This window comes from Enterobacter cloacae complex sp. 2022EL-00981 (assembly GCF_028737495.1).
In the GTDB taxonomy this organism is placed as follows: Bacteria; Pseudomonadota; Gammaproteobacteria; order Enterobacterales; family Enterobacteriaceae; genus Enterobacter; species Enterobacter cloacae.
In genome coordinates, this window is the sequence record NZ_JAQZRK010000008.1 from 1 (window position 1) to 19,610 (window position 19,610).

The 19,610-nt window shown below is 54.9% G+C and carries 20 protein-coding genes; 11 read left to right on the top strand and 9 right to left on the bottom strand.

Features of this window, described 5'->3' with window-relative positions:
* Window positions 1-454: 454 nt before the first annotated feature.
* The 3 genes from PUZ33_RS09320 to PUZ33_RS09330 all read left to right on the top strand — a co-directional run bounded on the left by PUZ33_RS09320 (window position 455) and on the right by PUZ33_RS09330 (window position 2,725).
* On the top strand, window positions 455-1,168 hold the full coding sequence (locus PUZ33_RS09320) for a methyltransferase (RefSeq protein WP_252107653.1): 714 nt from the start codon (window positions 455-457) through the stop codon (window positions 1,166-1,168).
* A gap of 90 nt (window positions 1,169-1,258) precedes the next feature.
* Window positions 1,259-1,480 (top strand): DUF2188 domain-containing protein, encoded by a 222-nt coding sequence (locus PUZ33_RS09325; RefSeq protein ID WP_129327987.1) that lies wholly within the window; start codon window positions 1,259-1,261, stop codon window positions 1,478-1,480.
* A gap of 498 nt (window positions 1,481-1,978) precedes the next feature.
* Entirely contained in the window at window positions 1,979-2,725 is a 747-nt protein-coding gene (locus tag PUZ33_RS09330) for a MipA/OmpV family protein (RefSeq protein ID WP_013097055.1), read from the top strand.
* 91 nt (window positions 2,726-2,816) lie between these two features.
* Here the strand turns inward: PUZ33_RS09330 and PUZ33_RS09335 are convergent, their stop codons facing one another.
* The gene (locus tag PUZ33_RS09335) at window positions 2,817-3,701 is read right to left on the bottom strand and encodes a D-hexose-6-phosphate mutarotase (RefSeq protein WP_047024082.1); all 885 of its coding nucleotides are present in this window, start codon (window positions 3,699-3,701) and stop codon (window positions 2,817-2,819) included.
* A 74-nt stretch (window positions 3,702-3,775) separates the two neighbouring features.
* Complete coding sequence (gapA, locus tag PUZ33_RS09340) at window positions 3,776-4,771, bottom strand: glyceraldehyde-3-phosphate dehydrogenase (RefSeq protein ID WP_013097053.1); 996 nt, start codon at window positions 4,769-4,771, stop codon at window positions 3,776-3,778.
* A gap of 341 nt (window positions 4,772-5,112) precedes the next feature.
* Between gapA and msrB the strand changes: the two genes are divergently transcribed.
* Window positions 5,113-5,526, top strand: coding sequence for a peptide-methionine (R)-S-oxide reductase MsrB (msrB, locus tag PUZ33_RS09345; RefSeq protein ID WP_013097052.1), 414 nt, complete (start codon window positions 5,113-5,115; stop codon window positions 5,524-5,526).
* 41 nt (window positions 5,527-5,567) lie between these two features.
* Window positions 5,568-5,846 carry a YeaC family protein gene (locus PUZ33_RS09350; RefSeq protein WP_013097051.1) on the top strand — a complete coding sequence of 93 codons (279 nt, stop codon included), beginning with the start codon at window positions 5,568-5,570 and terminating at the stop codon, window positions 5,844-5,846.
* A gap of 60 nt (window positions 5,847-5,906) precedes the next feature.
* Here PUZ33_RS09350 and PUZ33_RS09355 read toward each other — a convergent pair whose 3' ends face one another.
* From PUZ33_RS09355 to sppA, 4 genes are all read right to left on the bottom strand, one after another.
* Complete coding sequence (locus PUZ33_RS09355) at window positions 5,907-7,163, bottom strand: glycoside hydrolase family 18 protein (RefSeq protein WP_013097050.1); 1,257 nt, start codon at window positions 7,161-7,163, stop codon at window positions 5,907-5,909.
* A gap of 171 nt (window positions 7,164-7,334) precedes the next feature.
* Window positions 7,335-7,976 carry a bifunctional nicotinamidase/pyrazinamidase gene (pncA, locus tag PUZ33_RS09360; protein WP_029881996.1) on the bottom strand — a complete coding sequence of 214 codons (642 nt, stop codon included), beginning with the start codon at window positions 7,974-7,976 and terminating at the stop codon, window positions 7,335-7,337.
* Between the two features lie 9 nt (window positions 7,977-7,985).
* Window positions 7,986-9,002: an asparaginase gene (gene ansA / locus PUZ33_RS09365; RefSeq protein WP_013097048.1), complete on the bottom strand. Its 1,017-nt coding sequence runs from the start codon at window positions 9,000-9,002 to the stop codon at window positions 7,986-7,988.
* A gap of 63 nt (window positions 9,003-9,065) precedes the next feature.
* Window positions 9,066-10,922 carry a signal peptide peptidase SppA gene (gene sppA / locus PUZ33_RS09370; protein WP_020690337.1) on the bottom strand — a complete coding sequence of 619 codons (1,857 nt, stop codon included), beginning with the start codon at window positions 10,920-10,922 and terminating at the stop codon, window positions 9,066-9,068.
* A gap of 167 nt (window positions 10,923-11,089) precedes the next feature.
* On the opposite strand from sppA, the gene PUZ33_RS09375 reads away from it, so the two are divergent.
* The 3 genes from PUZ33_RS09375 (at window position 11,090) to PUZ33_RS09385 (ending at window position 14,713) form a co-directional block, all read left to right on the top strand.
* Window positions 11,090-11,641, top strand: coding sequence for an NAD(P)H nitroreductase (locus PUZ33_RS09375; RefSeq protein ID WP_048971532.1), 552 nt, complete (start codon window positions 11,090-11,092; stop codon window positions 11,639-11,641).
* 116 nt (window positions 11,642-11,757) lie between these two features.
* Complete coding sequence (gene selD / locus PUZ33_RS09380; protein ID WP_014831513.1) at window positions 11,758-12,801, top strand: selenide, water dikinase SelD; 1,044 nt, start codon at window positions 11,758-11,760, stop codon at window positions 12,799-12,801.
* A gap of 4 nt (window positions 12,802-12,805) precedes the next feature.
* Window positions 12,806-14,713 carry a DNA topoisomerase III gene (locus PUZ33_RS09385; RefSeq protein WP_038979877.1) on the top strand — a complete coding sequence of 636 codons (1,908 nt, stop codon included), beginning with the start codon at window positions 12,806-12,808 and terminating at the stop codon, window positions 14,711-14,713.
* Between the two features lie 57 nt (window positions 14,714-14,770).
* Here PUZ33_RS09385 and gdhA read toward each other — a convergent pair whose 3' ends face one another.
* Window positions 14,771-16,114, bottom strand: a complete 1,344-nt coding sequence (gene gdhA, locus PUZ33_RS09390) for an NADP-specific glutamate dehydrogenase (protein WP_020688396.1) — start codon at window positions 16,112-16,114, stop codon at window positions 14,771-14,773.
* Window positions 16,115-16,342: 228 nt separating this feature from the next.
* On the opposite strand from gdhA, the gene PUZ33_RS09395 reads away from it, so the two are divergent.
* Window positions 16,343-16,615, top strand: a complete 273-nt coding sequence (locus PUZ33_RS09395; protein WP_047362183.1) for a YnjH family protein — start codon at window positions 16,343-16,345, stop codon at window positions 16,613-16,615.
* Here PUZ33_RS09395 and PUZ33_RS09400 read toward each other — a convergent pair.
* On the bottom strand, window positions 16,575-16,991 hold the full coding sequence (locus PUZ33_RS09400; protein ID WP_058681434.1) for a pyrimidine (deoxy)nucleoside triphosphate diphosphatase: 417 nt from the start codon (window positions 16,989-16,991) through the stop codon (window positions 16,575-16,577). The genes PUZ33_RS09395 and PUZ33_RS09400 overlap by 41 nt on opposite strands.
* A gap of 75 nt (window positions 16,992-17,066) precedes the next feature.
* On the opposite strand from PUZ33_RS09400, the gene PUZ33_RS09405 reads away from it, so the two are divergent.
* Window positions 17,067-17,636, top strand: a complete 570-nt coding sequence (locus PUZ33_RS09405; protein WP_058681435.1) for a carboxymuconolactone decarboxylase family protein — start codon at window positions 17,067-17,069, stop codon at window positions 17,634-17,636.
* Complete coding sequence (locus PUZ33_RS09410) at window positions 17,629-18,246, top strand: CDP-alcohol phosphatidyltransferase family protein (RefSeq protein ID WP_038419143.1); 618 nt, start codon at window positions 17,629-17,631, stop codon at window positions 18,244-18,246. The genes PUZ33_RS09405 and PUZ33_RS09410 overlap by 8 nt, the downstream gene beginning before the upstream one ends.
* Here PUZ33_RS09410 and PUZ33_RS09415 read toward each other — a convergent pair.
* Window positions 18,243-19,550 (bottom strand): sulfurtransferase, encoded by a 1,308-nt coding sequence (locus tag PUZ33_RS09415; protein WP_274205314.1) that lies wholly within the window; start codon window positions 19,548-19,550, stop codon window positions 18,243-18,245. The genes PUZ33_RS09410 and PUZ33_RS09415 overlap by 4 nt on opposite strands.
* Window positions 19,551-19,610: the final 60 nt, after the last annotated feature.

Genomic DNA, 19,610 nt, shown 5'->3' on the forward strand with positions numbered 1-19,610 from the left:
CGCGATCAACAACCTGTTTGACTGCTTCAGTTTTAAACTCTTCGGGATAACGCTTACCGCTCATGGGCACCTCTCTTTAAGCCATCTTAAATGACTCTGAGGTGTCTGTTAAACCCGTGGCGATTCATGTTTCATTCCTCAGTGAAATATATTTGATGAACTATTCACACTTCCAGATCGTATTCTGTACACCACTACCTTTAGGTAGATGTGGGTTCATATTGGCACTATGAACGTATGTTGCCTTTTCCTTTCCATACTGCTGACATGCTTCATTTGCTGTTTTTTGTAAACTATCTAAACCATACCAACCGTCAGACTGAATACTAACAGTCTTTCCATCATTATATTGTACTGCTGCACATCCCGCTAATGTTAACGGGATAAGAATCATTATTAGGGATTTCATTATTATTTCCTAAATACCCGTACAACAACTGTACAAGGGTATCTTATGGCAAGAATTACTAAAAAGGAATCTGCATTACACATTCAGGTTATGGATCTCATCCACTCAGATAAGCAACTAACTCAAGACGATAAAGAGTTTATCTTTAACAACTACAAAGGCGATGGGATAGGGGCTACTGGTGCTTTCTTCACCCCTGAAATGCTCGCATGGGATTTCATCCTTGATGCTGGCTGTACTGGTCAGTGTATCGAACTATGTGCAGGTATCGGTCGTCTCAGCTACTACCAGTACTTAAGAAACAACCCAACACACATTACCTGTGTTGAACTCAATCCTGAGTACGTAATGATCGGGAAGAGGCTACTACCTGAAGCTGAATGGATCATTGGTGACGCTCTACAGTACTCATCAGACCGTTTCTATGATGTTGCCTATGGCAATCCACCTTTCGGTAAGATCAACACATCAGAAGCGTATACAGGCCGTTATACAGGCTCAGAGTTTGAATACAAGGTGATTGAACATGCAAGTACCTTATCCTCATATGGTGTATGGATAGTACCGCAGGGTTCAGCAGGGTTTAAGTACTCTGGACATAGGTACTATGACGCTTCAGTACAAACAGCTAAGTACCAGAAGTTTGTTAATGATACGGGGTACTCATTTCAACCTGGGGTAGGGATTGATACCAGTATCTACAAAGATGAGTGGAACGGTACAACGGTCATTTGTGAGGTTGTAACGGTTGAGTACTAAAAATATGATTTTGAGCAAGCCAAACGCAACATATTGTGTCTATACTTATAGTTTACACCATATGGTGTACTTCATGTAGCGAGTGACATTATGGGTAAAAACCAACATGTAGTGCCTCACAACGGACAATGGGCTGTCAGAGGTGCAGGCAACGGAAAAGTAACTTCAACTCACCGTACTCAGCAAGAAGCTATAGATGCTGGGCGAGTTATTTCTCGTAATCAGGGGAGCGAATTAGTCATACATCGCCCTAACGGACAGATTCGAGATAGCGACTCACATGGGAAGGATCCATACCCACCGAAAGGTTAAAGCTCATTATGACAAAAGAGGCCAAAAGCCTCTTTTTTTTGAGATTTACAAATGTTCCTATTGATGATCGTATGCGTCCTTTCGTTTTTTAGCACAGGATAAGAGCCGTTCGTATGAGTAGTGGAGGCTCCCGGAAGAGAATCTCTCGCCCCTCACTGCCAGAGCAGCAACCTGTGTGCCAGGTCAGACGCTAAGAACCGCGGGGCGTGCAGGAAAACTCTTCTTAAATTAAAGCGTAGATGGCATTTGCAAAACTTGCATGCTGATAAAATCTAATTTCAATGACATATCAATAACTCATCCAAAAATATCCATTGCCGTTATATGTCATACGGGCATTTTTCACCCTGCGGTCACAGAAGTGAAAACGGCCTGTCATCTGAAAAATGAAAAATAACGGGTTAATCAAACTGATTAGCAGGCAAAAAATTTGGGGAAGTACGGGTCTGGCGGTTACACTTCTCCCGCTGATTATTTGACTACAGGAAAGAATGGATTGTGACCAAACTCAAACTTCTGGCATTGGGCGTACTCGCCGCGACCGCAGTTAGCACCGCACAGGCGGAAAGCCAGTGGACGGTAGGTGCGGGCGTTGGCGTCATTAACAGCCCGTATAAACAGTATGATCGTGATGTTTATCCCGTTCCGGTTGTCACCTATGAAGGCGATAACTTCTGGTTCCGTGGACTGGGCGGCGGCTACTATCTGTGGAACGATACGGCCGATAAGCTCTCCATTATGGCCTACTACGATCCGACGCACTTCAAACCGGGTGACAGCGACAGCCACGCTCTGCGTCGACTCGACAAGCGTAAGAGCACCATGATGGCGGGTCTCTCTTATGTGCATAACACCGAGTATGGCTTCCTGCGTACCGCGCTGGCGGGAGACACGCTGGATAACAGCAACGGCTTTATCTGGGATCTGGCCTGGCTCTATCGCTACACGAACGGTGCGTTAACACTGACGCCAGGTATTGGTGTGCAGTACAACAGTGAGAACTACAACGACTACTACTATGGCGTCTCTAAGAATGAGTCCCGTCGTAGCGGTCTGAAGAGCTACAGCGCAGATGATGGCTGGGATCCGTACCTGGAGCTGACCGCGAGCTACAACTTCCTGGGTGACTGGAACGTATACGGTACAGGCCGTTACGAGCGTCTGAGCGACGAAGTGAAAGACAGCCCAATGGTCGACAAGTCCTGGGCGGGTATTTTCTCTGTCGGTGTGACCTATAAGTTCTGATTGTGCATCAAAACAGTGCATTTTTTGCATTATAACGGGGCGCTTGCGCCCCGTTTGCATTGTGCTGGTGCGGTCAAAATAATACCGCGTCTTAGCGCTTCACAATGCGAATAGTCTGCCCTAAGCGAGACGGTTTTTCTTCGCTGGCTTTTTGCGCCGTAGTGACGCAGGCCGTTTCGACGCAGACAAACGTTTTGTAACCGTCATCGGGCACGTCGGCCATGCTCACTGAGAGCGCCGGACCTGGGTTCCAGCCCACCACGTTGCTGTGATGATGGTGAATCACTTCGATGCCACGGTTGAGGGCAGTGTCGTGGATCACGTTGCACGCTTCCGGATGCAGGTAAACGCGGTCGGTACGGTCAGGGAAGGTCTGTACGCCGTCGCTGAGTTTCCCTTCTTTTGCATTGTCCACTTTGTCGATATAGGTATCGCCAAGGCCGCTCACTTTTACCGCGCTGATATCACCCACGTTGAAGTAGGTGTGCAGGGCAGAGGTCGTTTCAAACTCGCCGTGCGCTTCCAGCTCAATCTCGCAGGTTTTACCCAGCTTGAAGCGGGCGTACAGGGTAAACTCGTGCGGCCACAGCGCACGGGTCTCGTCATTGGCCTGAAGCTCAAAGGTCAGCACGGCACCGTTATCATCTTCGTTATGCGCTTTCAGGGTCCACTGCTGGTTGCGGGCAAAACCATGAGAAGGCAGTCCCTGCTGCGCTGACGGGCCAAACCATGGCCAGCAGACAGGCACGCCGCCGCGGATCGCCGCTCCTTTTTTGAAAGAGGTCGCATCGCTCAGCCACAGCACTTCCGTTTCACCTTCCGGTTTCCAGGAGAGCAGGTGGGCGCCGTTCAGCGCAACGGAGGCTTTCACACGCGGGTGGTCAACGACGATAACATCAGCGCCATCAATCTGGCGACGGGAGAGCACAGGGGTAAGTTGTTCGACTACCGGAAGTGCAAAAATTTTATTAATCATTACGCAATCCTCTGTCTAAAAACAATAAAAAAGGCGACCGAAGTCGCCTTTTTGGATCAAGCACTCATTCCAGTTTATTTGGAGATGTGAGCGATCAGGTCCAGTACTTTGTTAGAGTAGCCGGTTTCGTTGTCGTACCAGGATACCAGTTTAACGAAGTTGTCGTTCAGTGCGATACCTGCTTTAGCATCGAACACGGAAGTGCATACTTCGCCGTTGAAATCGGTAGATACAACGTCGTCTTCGGTGTAACCCAGAACGCCTTTCATTGGGCCTTCGGAAGCAGCTTTGATTGCTTTCTTAATGTCTTCGTAAGAAGCAGCTTTTTCCAGACGAACGGTCAGGTCAACAACGGATACGTTAGGAGTTGGAACGCGGAACGCCATACCAGTCAGTTTGCCATTCAGTTCTGGCAGTACTTTACCTACCGCTTTAGCAGCACCGGTAGAGGATGGGATGATGTTCTGAGCCGCGCCACGGCCGCCACGCCAGTCTTTGTGAGACGGGCCGTCAACGGTTTTCTGAGTAGCGGTGGTCGCGTGAACGGTAGTCATCAGACCTTCGATGATGCCGAAGTTGTCGTTGATAACTTTTGCCAGCGGTGCCAGGCAGTTGGTGGTGCAGGATGCGTTAGAAACGATATCCTGGCCAGCGTAAGTTTCGAAGTTAGCACCACGAACGAACATTGGGGTATTGTCTTTGGAAGGACCAGTCAGAACAACTTTTTTCGCACCCGCGGTGATGTGTTTACGCGCAGTTTCGTCGGTCAGGAAGATACCGGTTGCTTCAGCAACAACGTCAACACCGATTTCGTTCCATTTCAGGTTAGCTGGGTCTTTCTCAGCAGTAACGCGGATGGTTTTGCCATTAACAACCAGGTGGCCGTCTTTCACTTCAACGGTGCCGTCGAAACGACCGTGAGTTGAGTCGTACTTCAGCATGTACGCCATGTATTCAGCGTCCAGGAGATCGTTGATACCAACGATTTCGATGTCAGAACGTTTCTGAGCAGCACGGAAAACAATACGGCCGATACGGCCAAAACCGTTGATACCTACTTTGATAGTCATATATTCCACCAGCTATTTGTTAGTGAATAAAAGGTTGCCTGTAAAATTACAAAAACCTTACGCAGCGTCAAGCGGAATCGTGTCAATCATTGCGACAAATCAATCCTGTGACTAACGTTTGTGCGACTGACTCGCCTCACTTTCCCTTTGAGCTAGCAACCACATGGGGGTTGCGCCCGGAATTTTAAAGGCCTCGCAGGATAAATATGTGAGCATGATCACAATTGCCTGACCGCTTTTTCGCGACACATAAGTTTAGATCAAAAGTGCACGCAAGGGTGTTAATGTTTTGTTAGAATCCGGGTTAAAAGGTGTCTGTTTCTACAGCGAGATGTAAGCATATGTCGAACCAACGTAACCCTGACGATTTGAAAAAAAACCTCACAGAAATGCAGTTTTACGTGACGCAGAATCACGGCACGGAGCCGCCATTTACCGGGCGTTTACTGCATAACAAACGCGATGGCGTATACCATTGCCTGGTCTGCGACGCCCCGCTGTTCAATTCACAAACGAAATACGATTCTGGCTGCGGCTGGCCGAGCTTTTACGAGCCGGTGAGCGATGACGCGATCCGCTACTTAACTGACTCGTCGCACGGGATGGTGCGTACCGAAATTCGCTGCGGCAACTGCGATGCGCACCTGGGGCATGTCTTCCCGGATGGCCCTCAGCCAACGGGCGAGCGTTTCTGCGTTAACTCAGCTTCTCTGAGCTTTAGCGACGATGAAAACGGCGACCAGATTAAAGGTTGAAAAAACGATTCAGCAAATTATTCCTTTGAAAGGGAGAGATCGTGAATATTGATGACATGATTAACGGTATGACGCCGGAGGTTTATCAGCGTCTGGTCACCGCCGTTGAGCTGGGGAAATGGCCTGATGGCGTTGCCTTAACCCCGGAGCAAAAAGAGAACAGTCTGCAGCTGGTCATGCTGTGGCAGGCGCGCAACAACACCGATGCGCAGCACATGACAATCGATACCAACGGCCAGATGGTGATGAAGAGCAAGCGTGAACTGAAGGAAGAGTTTGGTATCACGCCAAAGCCGATTGCGACGATGAAAATACAATAACGGTGTGGGTTGATGCCCTCACTCAACCCTCTCCTTGTGGGAGAGGGTTTGATTGCCTCACTACTTGTGCGAGATCCCGAGCGACTCTGCCAGCTGCTTCGCTAACTGGTTATTATCATCCGCCCCATACTCCCAGAACATTGCGCCTGCCAGACCTTTCTCTTTGATATAGTCCGCTTTGATAGCGACGGAACGTGGATTCTCATATGAGAGGGCAAACAGATCCTTCCCGTCGGCGCCCTTCACGGAAAGCCACGGCACTTTCGCCTGGTCGTCCCAGTGTTCAGTAAAGCGCTTTTGCGGGTCGTTTAGCAGTTTCTTCACGATATCGTTGTACTTCACGTAGGTATCTTTGGTCAGGTCATAACCGAGTGATCTGAACAACCCGATCTCCTGTGGGCCGAAGTAAGGCTGTGTCACCGGATTGTTTTGCGCATCGGGCTTGCTCCAGTCAATGCCCGGTTCCACAGCGCGTTTTGGCACGCGCCCATAGAAACCAATCCCAAGGTTCATCTGCTGTGGCTTCAGCCCCGCGGCCAGATAATTGTTCACCACAAAATCAACGCTGTATTTATCTGCTGCCGCCACGGTCGGCCAGGCGCTGGAGTCATACAGGTTCGCGTTAAAATACTGAGTGCCGTACGCCATGTCGTAGGTCATCAGGTTGATATAGTCGAGAAGGGGAGCAATGGCTTTCACATCGACCCAGCTTTTCGGACTTTCCGCATTGGCCCCAACCGCAATCGTGACCAGTTTTTTCTGCCCGAAGGCGGCACGCAGCTCTTTCAGTAGGAAGGTGAAGTTATCCCGGTCAGCAGGCGTGCTTGCGACCAGCCCCCATGCGCCGTTTACCGGGTACTCCCAGTCAAGGTCGATCCCGTCCAGACCGTATTTCTCAACAATCTCCTGCGCCGAGCGGATAAACACCGCGCGGCTCTCTTTGGTGGCTGCTGCGCCCGAGAAACCGCGGGCACCCCAGCCACCGACGGAAAGCAGAACGTTTAAATTCGGGTTTTGTTTACGAAGCTGTGGGATAAGCGCCAGATCGGACGCCACTTTCGGAGATAACCAGATCTGATGCAGCTTCGCCGGATCTTTCAGTGCGGCGTTGGTTTCGTCTTTTTCGTTATTGTAGATAAGGCCAAACGAATAGTTCAGGTGGGTGATCTGGCGGACATCAAGCGTATTGATATCGCCGCCGGGTCCGGCAGTGACATCACCACCGCCGTTGAAGTAGCCCACGGACATCAGGGGAGCGGCGTAAGCAACTGACGCGCAAAGCAAGGGTAAAGCTGCCAGCAATGGCAAACGTTTCATAGGTGTTCCTCTTTGACAGAATAAAAATAACCACGCCACAGAAAAAGCGTGGCGAAAAAACAGCCTGAAAAGCATAGCATTGCCGCTTCGCTGGTGATGCGAGGGAGTTCACTTTATGGGGATCGGAGTGGAAATGCCGGGAAAGGCGAAGCCGCCCCCCGGCATAAAAGACTACGCCTGCGTCTCCAGCCAGTCTGCCAGCGTATACAGCGTCGCGCCTTCAGCGGCCATATCCATAAACGCCTGCGCGCTGTCCTGCGGTTGAATGTTCACCCCGCGACAGCCGTCGGTGATGACGCTGACCGTATAACCCAACTGGAGCGCGTCCAGCACGGTAAACTTCACGCAGTAGTCCGTTGCCAGCCCCAGCACAATCAGCTCGGTGATTTCGTGGTGACGTAACCACGCGTCCAGCGCCGTTTTCTGACGATGTCCGTTATCGAAAAAGGCGCTGTAGCTGTCAATAGCCGGGTTTTCGCCTTTATGAAACACCGCGTCGATGGCTTTCTGATTCAGCAGCGGATGTAGCGCGGCGCCTTCCGTTTGCTGCACGCAGTGATCGGGCCAGAAGGTTTGCGCCAGACCGTCGAGCTCACCCTGGCTGAAGGGTTCAACGCCGTGCTGGCTGGCAAAACTGCCATGGTTGGCCGGATGCCAGTCCTGGCTTGCGACAACGGCTTCACCGCGCAATTTACACCAGTCAATCAGGGTATTGGCCACGTCGACCGTGCTGTCACCTTCTGCGACGGCCAGTGCGCCGCCTGCGCAGAAATCATTTTGCAAATCGACCAGTAACAGGGCGCGTTGCTTCATGAGGCCTCCTTATTCGTCCGGGGTCAGTTCGCCGCGCAGGTTTTGCATCATGGCGCTGCGAATGGACTGGATGTCCAGATCCTGACTCAGTAAATAATGAAGTTTAGTCAGTGTGGCCTCGACGGTCATATCGAATCCGCTGATCACCCCCGCATGCGCCAGAGCGTTACCGGTGGCATAGCCGCCCATATTGACCTTGCCGGACATACATTGCGTCAGGTTAACCACCACAATCCCGCGCTCGCTCGCTTCCTGCAGCTCTTTCAGGAATTCACTGTTCTGCGGCGCGTTACCCACACCGTAGGAGCGCAAAATCAGCGCTTTTACCGGCTGGCGCAGGAAGTTACGCACCACATCAGCAGAGATGCCCGGATAAATGGTTACCACACCGATCGGCTGCGGGGTGATCGGGTGAACGATCAGCTCGCCTGAGGTGGTCGGCGCAGGCGGCGTGCCCAGACGACGAATATGAATACCCGCTTCCAGCAGCGGTTGCAGGTTTGGAGAGGCGAAGGCGTCAAACCCATCGGCGTGCGCTTTGGTGGTACGGTTGCCACGATACAGACGGTTGTTGAAGAACAGCGAGACCTCGTTAATCGGGTAGTTCGCCGCCACATAGAGGGAGTTAAGCAGGTTAATCTGTCCATCCGAGCGCAGTTCCGCCAGCGGAATTTGCGAGCCGGTGACAATCACCGGTTTGCTCAGGTTTTCCAGCATGAAGGAGAGCGCCGAGGCGGTAAAGGCCATGGTGTCGGTACCATGCAGGATCACAAAGCCGTCGTACTGGTCGTAATGGGCTTTGATGTCATCCGCGATATGCTGCCAGTCTTCCGGCGTCATGTCGGAGGAGTCCATCAGCGGCTCGTACTCGTGGATGGTAAAGTCAGGCATTTCCGGGCGGTGGAATTCCGGCATCAGGGCAAGCTGACGTTGAAGATGACCGGACACAGGAATATAGCCGTTTTCAGAGCGCTGCATCCCGATGGTACCGCCAGTGTAGGCTACATAAATCGATTTCTTCTGCATGGTAGTGATTTCTTGTTCTTCAAAAGAAAAAAATCCCCTCTTCACCGGAAGAGGGGACGGGGTTTAACGTACGTTTGCGCAGGTCAGGCAAAACGCGTAACGACTTTGTGGATCATTAAACGCCGCGAGCTTATCGCTTTCCGCTTTCATCGCTTTAGCGGCCGTGGCGACAGGCGCTGGCAGATAAGCCTGCAGCGCTTCCGGCAACATGGCGCGCACGGAGACGGACATGCTGTCCATCACCATATCGAAGAACGACGGCTCATCCTGATAGTATTCAACATGCCACTGTTTGAGCTTCGCCAGTTCGGCGGCTTTCTTCACCGCGTCATCAAAGTCACCCAGGCTGTCGACCAGGCCGTTGCTCTTCGCATCCTGTCCTGTCCAGACGTGGCCCTGAGCAATTTCGTCGATCTGCTGCGGCGTCTTTTTACGCGAGTCAGCGACCAGCGTGATAAAGCGCTTGTAGCCATTCTCAATGCTGAGCTGCATCATCTCGGACACTTCAGGTGGCAGGGATTTGGTTACCGACACATCCGCCAGCGGTGATGTGGCCACACCATCCGTATGCACACCCAGGTAATCCAGGCTGTTCTCTACCGTGTTGATCACCCCGAAGATGCCAATTGATCCGGTCAGGGTGCTTGGGTTAGCGACGATGTAGTTAGCCGGGGTTGAGATCCAGTAACCGCCGGAAGCCGCCATGCCGCCCATGGAAACCACCACCGGTTTACCTGCTGCACGCGCTGCGGCCAGCTCGGCGCGGATCACTTCAGAGGCGCTGACGCTGCCCCCCGGGCTGTTCACACGCAGCACAATCGCTTTCACTTTCGGGTCAAGACGCGCGTCACGGATCTGCGACGCGGTGGTATCACCCCCGACGTTCCCCGGAGTCTCCTGACCGTCCATGATTGCGCCATTGGCGAAGACAACCGCAACGCTGTCACCGCTCTCATCCGGTTTTTTCGCCGCGTAATCGTACATGCTGATCGCGCTGTAATTTTTATCCTCTTTGCTCCAGCCGAACTGTTTGCTCAGGGACTTTTCGATCTCCGCGCTGGTTCCCAGGGCATCGACCAGCTTGTTATCAAGCGCATATTTCGCGGTATCGCCGTCAACCTTGCGCAAGCCGTCCAGCACGCCCTGAGCACCAGGGAAGACCTGTGCAGGGGTAATCTGGCGGTTACTGGCAACCGTGGTCAGATAGTTCTGCCACAGCTCACCAATCCAGCGGCTGTCCGCTTCACGGGCGGCAGGGGACATGTCATCACGGATGAATGGCTCAACGGCAGATTTATACGTACCGACGCGGAACACGTGGGTGGTGACCTTCAGCTTGTCGAGCAGAGATTTGTAGTAAAGCCCGTTCGTGGCAAAGCCGTGCAGGTCGACCGTACCCTGAGGTGAAAGCCAGATTTTATTGGCAAAGCTCGCCAGATAATATTGCCCTTGGCTGTAGCTGTCGCCTATTGCGATCACCGGTTTACCGCTGTCACGGAATTCCCGCAGGGCTTTGCCGATGTACTGCATGGAAGGCTGGTCGGCCCCGGCAAAATCTTTCAGATCCAGCACGATACCCGTAATGTTGCGATCATCTTTTGCCTGACGAATGGTATCGACAATATCGAACAGGGAGTTTTCCTGCAGACGGTCCGAGGTAGCGCCGAACAGCTGACGACCAATCACTCCCAGACGATTGCTGGTGGAAGGCTTATCGACAATCACGCCGGTGATGTCGAGCAGCAGCGCGCCGCGCGTCGAATGCTGTGACTGGTTTGCGTTACTGATGTGCATCCAGATGCCCGCGCAAACCAGCACCAGGAGGATGAAAACGAGGTTCATCACCAGGTTGCGGACGAAATTGAGCAGTCGCCACGTCCATTTAAAGAAACCGGCAAAGATTCGCCAAAGGGTTCGCATGTATTCTCCCTAACCAGAAAATGACTGTTTCCGTCGCCACTGGACGGTAATGTTGGGTTATCGTAATGACCCAACCGCCACTTGTCAGCAGGAATCGCCTGCCAGGCTGTAACAAAATCTGCCGTCGTGTTAATTTTGTGAGTAAATTTCAAGAAAGGAGTTAACCAATGGACGCACTTGAACTGCTTGTTAACCGCCGTAGCGCGTCACGTCTGGCGGAACCTGCGCCAGCGGGTGAGCAGCTGGAGAACATTCTGCGTGCCGGTATGCGTGCGCCGGATCACGGCACACTTCAGCCGTGGCACTTCTTTATTATTGAAGGTGAAGGCCGCGAGCGCTTCAGCCAGCTGCTGGAGCAGGGGGCGGTTGCCGCCGCTCAGGATGAGAAAGGGATCGATAAAGCCCGTAACGCGCCGTTCCGTGCACCGATGATTATCGCCGTTGTGGCGAAGTGTCAGGCGGAGCATAAAGTGCCTGTCTGGGAGCAGGAGATGTCGGCGGGATGCGCGGTGATGGCGATGCAGATGGCCGCTGTTGCACAAGGCTTCAACGGTATCTGGCGTACCGGGCCACTGACTGAAAGCCCGGCGGTGCGCGACGGACTCAACTGCGGCGAGCATGACAAAATCGTCGGTTTCCTCTATCTCGGCACCCCTCAGCTTAAAGCCTCCAGCACCATTAGCGTGCCGGACACTACGCCTTTCGTCAGCCGTTTCTGATAACGCGCGCTAAACTGTCTGGATTCTGAGCATCTGCCGCAGAATTCAGACAGTCATACTTACCTCTTTAAGGAATGAGCGCTACCATAGCGCGATTGCATTGACAGGAGATGTCCATGAGCGAGCAAACCATTCGTTTAACGCAATACAGCCACGGAGCCGGTTGCGGTTGTAAAATTTCCCCCAAAGTGCTGGAAACCATCCTGCACAGCGAACAGGCGAAGTTTGTCGACCCGAACCTGCTTGTTGGCAACGAAACGCGTGACGATGCAGCGGTTTATGACTTGGGTAACGGCACCAGCATTATCAGTACCACTGACTTCTTTATGCCGATTGTCGATAACCCGTTCGATTTCGGGCGCATCGCGGCGACCAACGCCATCAGCGATATCTTCGCGATGGGCGGTAAACCGATTATGGCGATTGCGATTCTGGGCTGGCCGATCAACACCCTTGCGCCAGAAATAGCCCGCCAGGTGATTGAGGGCGGACGCTTTGCCTGCCAGCAGGCGGGGATTGCCCTGGCCGGTGGTCACTCTATTGATGCGCCGGAGCCGATCTTCGGTCTGGCGGTCACGGGCGTGGTGCCTACCGAGCGCGTCAAACGCAACAGCACCGCGCAGGCGGGTTGCAAGCTGTTCCTCACCAAGCCGCTGGGCATTGGCGTACTGACCACTGCCGAGAAAAAATCCCTGCTGAAACCGGAACACAAAGGTCTGGCAACGGAAGTGATGTGCCAGATGAACCTGGCCGGTGCCGCTTTCGCCAATATCGACGGCGTGAAGGCGATGACAGACGTCACCGGTTTTGGCCTGTTGGGGCATCTCTCTGAAGTGTGTCAGGGCGCGGGTGTGCAGGCGCAGGTCTGGTATCAGGACGTGCCGAAGCTGCCAGGCGTGGAAGCGTATATCGCCCAGGGCGCCGTGCCGGGCGGTACTCAGCGTAACTTTGCCAGCTATGGTCATCTGATGGGCGAAATGCCTGAAGAGTGGCGTAACCTGCTGTGCGATCCGCAAACCTCGGGTGGTCTGCTGCTGGCAGTCACGCCGGAGTCAGAAGCCGAGGTGCAGGCAACGGCCGCCGAGTTTGGTATTACCCTGACGGCGATCGGCGAGCTGGTGACCGCGCGCGGTGGCCGACCGATGATTGAGATCCGTTAATTCGATGCGGTTGTTTATTGCCGAAAAGCCGAGTCTGGCTCGTGCCATCGCCGATGTGCTGCCGAAGCCGCACCGCAAAGGCGACGGCTTTATTGAATGCGGTAACGGGCAGGTGGTCACCTGGTGCATTGGTCACCTGCTTGAGCAGGCACAGCCAGACGTCTACGACAGCCGCTATGCCCGCTGGAACCTCAACGATCTGCCTATCGTGCCGGAAAAATGGCGCCTGCAACCGCGCCCCTCCGTCACCAAACAGCTCAACGTCATTAAGCGCTTTCTGCATGAAGCGTCTGAAGTTGTCCACGCCGGTGACCCGGACAGGGAAGGACAACTGCTGGTGGATGAAGTGCTGGACTATCTGGAGCTGGCGCCGGAAAAACGCCAGCAGGTGCAGCGCTGCCTGATTAACGACCTCAACCCGCAGGCGGTGGAGCGGGCGATTTCGCGCCTGCGCGCCAACAGCGAGTTTATCCCGCTGTGCGTGTCCGCGCTGGCCCGTGCGCGCGCAGACTGGCTGTACGGGATCAACATGACCCGCGCCTACACGATCCTTGGGCGGAATGCCGGCTATCAGGGGGTACTCTCCGTTGGCCGCGTGCAAACGCCGGTGCTGGGGCTGGTGGTGCGCCGTGATGAAGAAATTGAAAACTTCGTCGCCAAAGATTTCTTCGAAGTGAAAGCGCACATCGTCACCCCGAAAGAGGAGCGTTTTACCGCCGTCTGGCAGCCGAGCGATGCCTGCGAATCGTATCAGGATGAAGAGGGCCGTCTGCTGCACCGTCCGCTGGCGGAGCACGTGGTCAACCGGATCACCGGTCAACCTGCCATCGTCACCAGCTATAACGATAAACGGGAATCCGAACCCGCACCGCTGCCGTTTTCACTTTCTGCCCTGCAGATTGAGGCCGCGAAGCGCTTTGGCCTGAGCGCGCAGAACGTGCTGGATATCTGCCAGAAGCTCTACGAAACCCACAAGCTCATCACCTATCCGCGTTCAGACAGCCGCTACCTGCCTGAAGAGCACTTTGCCGGACGCCACGCGGTGATGAACGCCATCGGCGTGCATGCGCCGGATCTGCTGCCGCAGCCGGTCGTCAACCCGGATACCCATAACCGCTGCTGGGACGATAAAAAAGTCGATGCCCACCATGCGATCATCCCGACGGCGCGGGCCAGCAACGTCAACCTGACGGAGAACGAAGCGAAGGTCTATAACCTGATCGCGCGTCAGTATCTGATGCAGTTCTGCCCGGACGCGGTGTTCCGCAAGTGCGTCATTGAGCTGGAGATCGCCAAAGGCAAATTTATTGCCAAAGCGCGTTTTCTGGCGGAAGCGGGCTGGCGTACGCTGCTTGGCAACAAAGAGCGTGACGAAGAGAACGACGGCACTCCGCTGCCGGTAGTGGCTAAAGACGACGAGCTGCTGTGTGAGAAAGGGGAAGTGGTAGAGCGCCAGACGCAGCCACCACGCCATTTCACCGATGCGACGCTGCTCTCCGCCATGACCGGGATTGCCCGTTTTGTGCAGGACAAAGAGCTGAAAAAGATCCTGCGCGCCACTGACGGGCTGGGAACCGAAGCGACCCGCGCGGGGATCATCGAGCTACTGTTCAAACGCGGCTTCCTGGAGAAAAAAGGGCGCTATATTCACTCCACCGAGCCGGGCAGGGCATTAATCCACTCCCTGCCGGAGCTGGCCGCCCGGCCGGATATGACGGCGCACTGGGAATCGGTGCTGACGCAAATCAGCGAGAAACAGTGCCGTTATCAGGACTTTATGCAGCCGCTGGTGGGGACGCTGTACCAGCTGATCGATCAGGCGCGCAGCACGCCGGTGAAGCGGTTCAGAGGAATGGTGGCACCGGGTGGTGGTGCGAAGAAACCGTTTAAAAAGAAAAAGAGCGCGGCCTGATACCCTCGTTTTTCTCCCTCTCCCTGTGGGAGAGGGCACCCGGCCGCACGATAAACTTTAAATCACACCCTGCCCAATCATCGCGTCCGCCACCTTCACGAACCCGGCGATATTCGCACCACGCACGTAGTTGGTTTGCGAGGCCTCACCTCCGTACTCTACGCAGGCGTGGTGAATATCCAGCATGATGTGGTGCAGACGGGCATCCACTTTCTCCGCTTTCCAGCCCAGACGCGCGGCGTTTTGCGCCATCTCCAGACCGGACGTTGCCACGCCGCCGGCGTTGGCGGCTTTGCCCGGTGCAAACAGTACGCCCGCTTCCAGGAACAGATCGGTCGCCTCGATGGTGGTTGGCATATTCGCCCCTTCGGCTACCGCTTTTACGCCATTGCTGATTAAGGTGCGGGCGGCTTCAACGTCCAGTTCGTTCTGGGTTGCACACGGCAGGGCGATATCCACCGGCACGCCCCACGGTTGTTTACCCTCAAGATAGGTCAGACCAAACTCGCGGGCATAATCGGCCACGCGGCCATCGCGGCTGGCTTTAATTTCACACAGACGCGCCAGTTTCTCAGCCGTGAAGCCGGCTTCATCCACGACGGTACCGCTGGAATCAGACGCGGTGACCACGCGGGCACCAAACTGCATTGCTTTTTCGATGGCATATTGCGCCACGTTGCCGGAGCCGGAGACCGCCACGCGCATGCCTTCAAAGCCTAAGCCGTGGCGTTTCAGCATCGCTTCGGTGAAATAGACCAGACCGTAGCCGGTCGCTTCCGGGCGGATCAGGCTGCCGCCAAAGGAGAGTCCTTTGCCGGTAAAGACGCAGGCGCTGTTGTTTGAGAGCTTTTTCATCATTCCGGCCATAAAGCCCACTTCACGCCCGCCCACGCCGATATCACCGGCAGGGACGTCGGTGTCCGGGCCAAGGTGGCGATAAAGCTCGGTGATCAGCGCCTGGCAGAAACGCATCACTTCGCCTTCGCTTTTGCCTTTCGGGTCAAAATCACTGCCGCCTTTACCGCCGCCCATCGGCAGGGTAGTGAGCGCGTTTTTAAAGGTCTGCTCAAAGCCAAGGAATTTCAAAATCGACAGGTTCACTGAAGGGTGGAAGCGCATCCCGCCCTTAAACGGCCCGATAGCCGAGTTAAACTGCACGCGCCACGCGCGGTTGACCTGCACCTGATTGCGGTCGTCCACCCACGCCACGCGGAACTGGATCACGCGCTCAGGTTCGACGAGGCGCTCAAGCAAAGACATCTGACGATAACGTGGGTTTTGTTCCAGGAAGGGCCACAGGGTGGTCATTACTTCACGTACGGCCTGCGCAAACTCGCTCTGATGCGGGTCGCGCTGCTGAACATGGGTGAGAAAACTTTCCAGAGTGCGTGTCTGATCCATAGATATAAGAACCTCTTATGATAATTTCCGTATGTGTCTTATACGATTTGTGTTGTTTTTTTGACTATACCACCCGTACCGCTTTGCGAAGCAAGCAGAAATTCATGTCGAAAGGGAAATTAATGACCTGTGCGGCGTCATAACCAAAAGCGATGACGAGATAAATTAAAGGTTCCGCGATGATTAACCGTTATAGTCATTATCAGGACACAACAGGAAGAGAAGTCTATGAACCGTTACGTGATGACCGCGTTATGTTTGATGCTGAGCGCAGGCGCGCAGGCTGACCGCATGCGTCCGGATGTGGAAGTGAACGTCCCGCCGGAGGTCTTTAGCTCCAGCGGCCAGAGAGCGCAGCCCTGTAACCAGTGCTGCATCTATCAGGATCAGAACTACTCAGAAGGGGCGGTAGTGAAAGCGGACGGCATCCTGCTGCAGTGCCAGCGCGATGAACGCACCATCAGCACGAACCCGCTGGTCTGGCGTCGCGTAAAAGAATAAAGGCTTCCAGCAGCGGAATATCCGCCGGGGCTAAGGGGTAGTCAAACGCCTCTTCAGGCGTACACCACACCAGGGCGCTGTGGTAGTGCGCCGTTAGCTCACCGCTGAAGTGGGGAACGTGCCAGGCGTGCAAATTGATAAGCCGCTGCGACACTTCCCGCTGGTGGCTTGCCACGTAGTGCGACGGTTGCGCGTGGATCCCCAACTCCTCCTGCAACTCGCGGATCAGCGCCTCGGGCTGCGTTTCTCCGGCTTCCACCTTTCCACCGGCAAACTCCCACAGGCCCGGCTGATCGGCATGCATGGGGCGCTGCGCCAGTAAAATTTTATTGTCTTTTTCGATGATTGCCGCAACGACATCGAGTGTTTTCAGCATGGTCGTCAATACTTGATAGCGAAAAACACCATATTATCGTGCCCTTTCCAGGAGTCCAGTCATCAGGAGAATCACGTGAAAGAGACATCCACCTGGGTTGCCCCGGTTGAATCCCTTCCCGCCAGCCTCAAACCCATTGCCGCCCTGCAGAAAAAACACTTTGGCGCAGTGCTTAACCCCACGCGCTGGTGGGGACGTATGCCGCGCCTGTTCTGGCTGGTGGCGCTGTTTGTCGGGTTTCTGGAGCGACGCAACGCTCGTCTGACGCCGGTGCTGCGCTCGCTGCTGATGACGCGGGTATCCCAGCTCTGTCACTGTGCATTTTGCATTGATGCCAATAGCCTGCGTCTTGCCGAACGCGCGGGCGCGCTGGATAAAGTGCAGGCCGTAAGCCAGTGGCGTGACGCCGCGCTTTTCAATGAGCAGGAGCGCGCGGCGCTGGCCTACGCGGAGGCCGTCACCGCCACGCCGCCGCAGGTGGATGAGGCGCTCAAACGCGAGCTCAAACGCCTTTTTAACGATGAGACGATGAGTGAAATGACGGCGCTGATTGCGTTTCAAAACCTTTCGGCCCGCTTTAATGCCGCCCTTGATATCCCGGCGCAGGGATTGTGCGACACGTTTAAAGGAAAGCCGCATGCTTGATCGACATCTTCACCCCCGGGTAAAGCCCGCCCTTAACCGGCTGGCCTCCTGGCTGGATAAACCCGGCATCACGCCCGATGGCTTAACGTTGACCGGATTTGCCGCAGGCGTGCTGACGCTACCGTTTCTGGCGCTTGGCTGGTATCCGGCGGCCCTGGTCGCCATTGTGGTTAATCGCCTGCTGGATGGCCTGGACGGCGCGCTGGCACGCCGCAGAGGGCTGACGGATGCGGGCGGGTTTCTGGATATCGCGCTCGATTTTCTGTTCTACGCGCTGGTGCCGTTTGGTTTTGCCCTCGCGGCTCCCGCTGAGAATGCGCTGGCCGCGGCCTGGCTACTGTTCGCCTTTATCGGAACCGGCAGCAGCTTTCTGGCCTTTGCCGCTCTGGCGGCGAAACACAATATCGATAACCCCGGCTATGCGCACAAGTCGTTTTACTATATCGGCGGATTAACGGAAGGGACGGAAACCATCGTGCTGTTTGTGTTGTGCTGCCTGTTTCCGGCGCACTTCACGCTTCTCGCGTGGGTATTTGGCGCGTTGTGCTGGCTGACCACCACAACGCGCATCTGGAGCGGGTATCTGACACTGCGTTCACTCACGCCCTAGCGCGAACTGTCGGGTCCGCGCTCGCCAGACGACACCGGGTTTTGCGGGTGGCTGCTCCATTCGTACCAGCCACCGTCATAGACGGAGATGTTTTTCCAGCCCATCGCCCGGGCATACATAAAGCCCTCAGAGGCTCGCCAGCCGGTACCGCAATAAAAGGCCACGTGCTGTTCCGGCAGGATGTTCCAGCTTTTCCATATGGCGGCGATGTCATCGGCGCTGCGCATGGTGCCGTCCGGGTTATGGAAATCTTCCATATGGGTGGCATCGCTTCCGGCATGACCCCAGCGGGCACCGGCAATTTCACCTTTGGGTTTGATGTAGCTGTAGCCGCTGGTTTCGCCAGTAAACTCCGGCCACGAGCGAATGCTGACCAGCGAAGCATCCTGGCGATGCAGCATCCCGCGCGCCTGCGCCATATCGATCATCAGCTGTGGCTGACCGGGGATCGGCGCGCCGAAATCGGGAGCGGGTTTGACATCAGCAGGCATCCCTCTTTCCACCGGCAGGTTGGCCTCTGACCACGCTTTCCAGCCACCATCAAGAATACGCACGTCCTTCACGCCCGCGTAGAGCATAATTTGCGCCACGCGGGCGGCGGCATAGACATCGCGACCATACAGAATGACGGTGGTATCGTGACGGATCCCGTGTTTTGCCAGCATCGCTTTCAGTTTGTCGTCAGAAACCTTATTCCACAGCGGCTCGCTTTCCACTTCGTTGGTATCAATATAATCCGCGCCGGGAATGTGGTTCAGCAGATAGAACTTCGGCGCACCCCAGGCGGCTTCAATCACTTTCCAGTCACCGGCCGGGGCGGCTGCCACCGGTTTGCCCTGAGAAAGCTGATAAATCCACTGCGGGTAAACGAGCTGTTCAAAGTGCGGCAGGCGCTGCAGACGCTCAGGGGACTGCAGGGCATCACTGAGAACGGAAACCCAGGGATAACCGGCTTTCTTCAGGCGGGCGCTCACCGCCTGGTTGTCAGCGTCACTGCCATAGAGGGCAATAGTCGTTGTTGGGGTAAGCTGATGCTGTTTTGCCCAGCGGCCAATCTGGTCGTCGCTCATCGCGCTCAGCCAGGTGGCAGAGAGGTTAAGCGCAGCGGGCTCGTGCCCGGAGGGGGCGCTCAGCGTTTGCGGCCAGCCGTTATAAAACGCACTGGCACGGGTATCGATCGCCGCGCCGTGCTGTTCCTGAAGCTGAGCCAGTGTGAGCGAATGGGGCATATCAGCGGCCATGCAAGAGAGTGAGGCGAGGCCGCAAAGCAGGGCCAGCGCGGTCAGTTGAGAAACACGTTTCATCGAATAACCTGACGTCAGTAAAAGAGGGGGGCATTGTCGTCTCTCCTGAAAGGTAAAACA

Excerpts from the sequence above, each read along its gene's own strand:
- PUZ33_RS09320 (WP_252107653.1), top strand. The coding sequence starts at position 455 with ATGGCAAGAATTACTAAAAAGGAATCTGCATTACACATTCAGGTTATG.
- PUZ33_RS09325 (WP_129327987.1), top strand. The coding sequence starts at position 1,259 with ATGGGTAAAAACCAACATGTAGTGCCTCACAACGGACAATGGGCTGTC.
- PUZ33_RS09335 (WP_047024082.1), bottom strand. The coding sequence starts at position 3,701 with ATGATTAATAAAATTTTTGCACTTCCGGTAGTCGAACAACTTACCCCT.
- gapA (WP_013097053.1), bottom strand. The coding sequence starts at position 4,771 with ATGACTATCAAAGTAGGTATCAACGGTTTTGGCCGTATCGGCCGTATT.
- msrB (WP_013097052.1), top strand. The coding sequence starts at position 5,113 with ATGTCGAACCAACGTAACCCTGACGATTTGAAAAAAAACCTCACAGAA.
- PUZ33_RS09355 (WP_013097050.1), bottom strand. The coding sequence starts at position 7,163 with ATGAAACGTTTGCCATTGCTGGCAGCTTTACCCTTGCTTTGCGCGTCA.
- pncA (WP_029881996.1), bottom strand. The coding sequence starts at position 7,976 with ATGAAGCAACGCGCCCTGTTACTGGTCGATTTGCAAAATGATTTCTGC.
- ansA (WP_013097048.1), bottom strand. The coding sequence starts at position 9,002 with ATGCAGAAGAAATCGATTTATGTAGCCTACACTGGCGGTACCATCGGG.
- sppA (WP_020690337.1), bottom strand. The coding sequence starts at position 10,922 with ATGCGAACCCTTTGGCGAATCTTTGCCGGTTTCTTTAAATGGACGTGG.
- PUZ33_RS09375 (WP_048971532.1), top strand. The coding sequence starts at position 11,090 with ATGGACGCACTTGAACTGCTTGTTAACCGCCGTAGCGCGTCACGTCTG.
- selD (WP_014831513.1), top strand. The coding sequence starts at position 11,758 with ATGAGCGAGCAAACCATTCGTTTAACGCAATACAGCCACGGAGCCGGT.
- PUZ33_RS09385 (WP_038979877.1), top strand. The coding sequence starts at position 12,806 with ATGCGGTTGTTTATTGCCGAAAAGCCGAGTCTGGCTCGTGCCATCGCC.
- gdhA (WP_020688396.1), bottom strand. The coding sequence starts at position 16,114 with ATGGATCAGACACGCACTCTGGAAAGTTTTCTCACCCATGTTCAGCAG.
- PUZ33_RS09395 (WP_047362183.1), top strand. The coding sequence starts at position 16,343 with ATGAACCGTTACGTGATGACCGCGTTATGTTTGATGCTGAGCGCAGGC.
- PUZ33_RS09400 (WP_058681434.1), bottom strand. The coding sequence starts at position 16,991 with ATGCTGAAAACACTCGATGTCGTTGCGGCAATCATCGAAAAAGACAAT.
- PUZ33_RS09410 (WP_038419143.1), top strand. The coding sequence starts at position 17,629 with ATGCTTGATCGACATCTTCACCCCCGGGTAAAGCCCGCCCTTAACCGG.
- PUZ33_RS09415 (WP_274205314.1), bottom strand. The coding sequence starts at position 19,550 with ATGAAACGTGTTTCTCAACTGACCGCGCTGGCCCTGCTTTGCGGCCTC.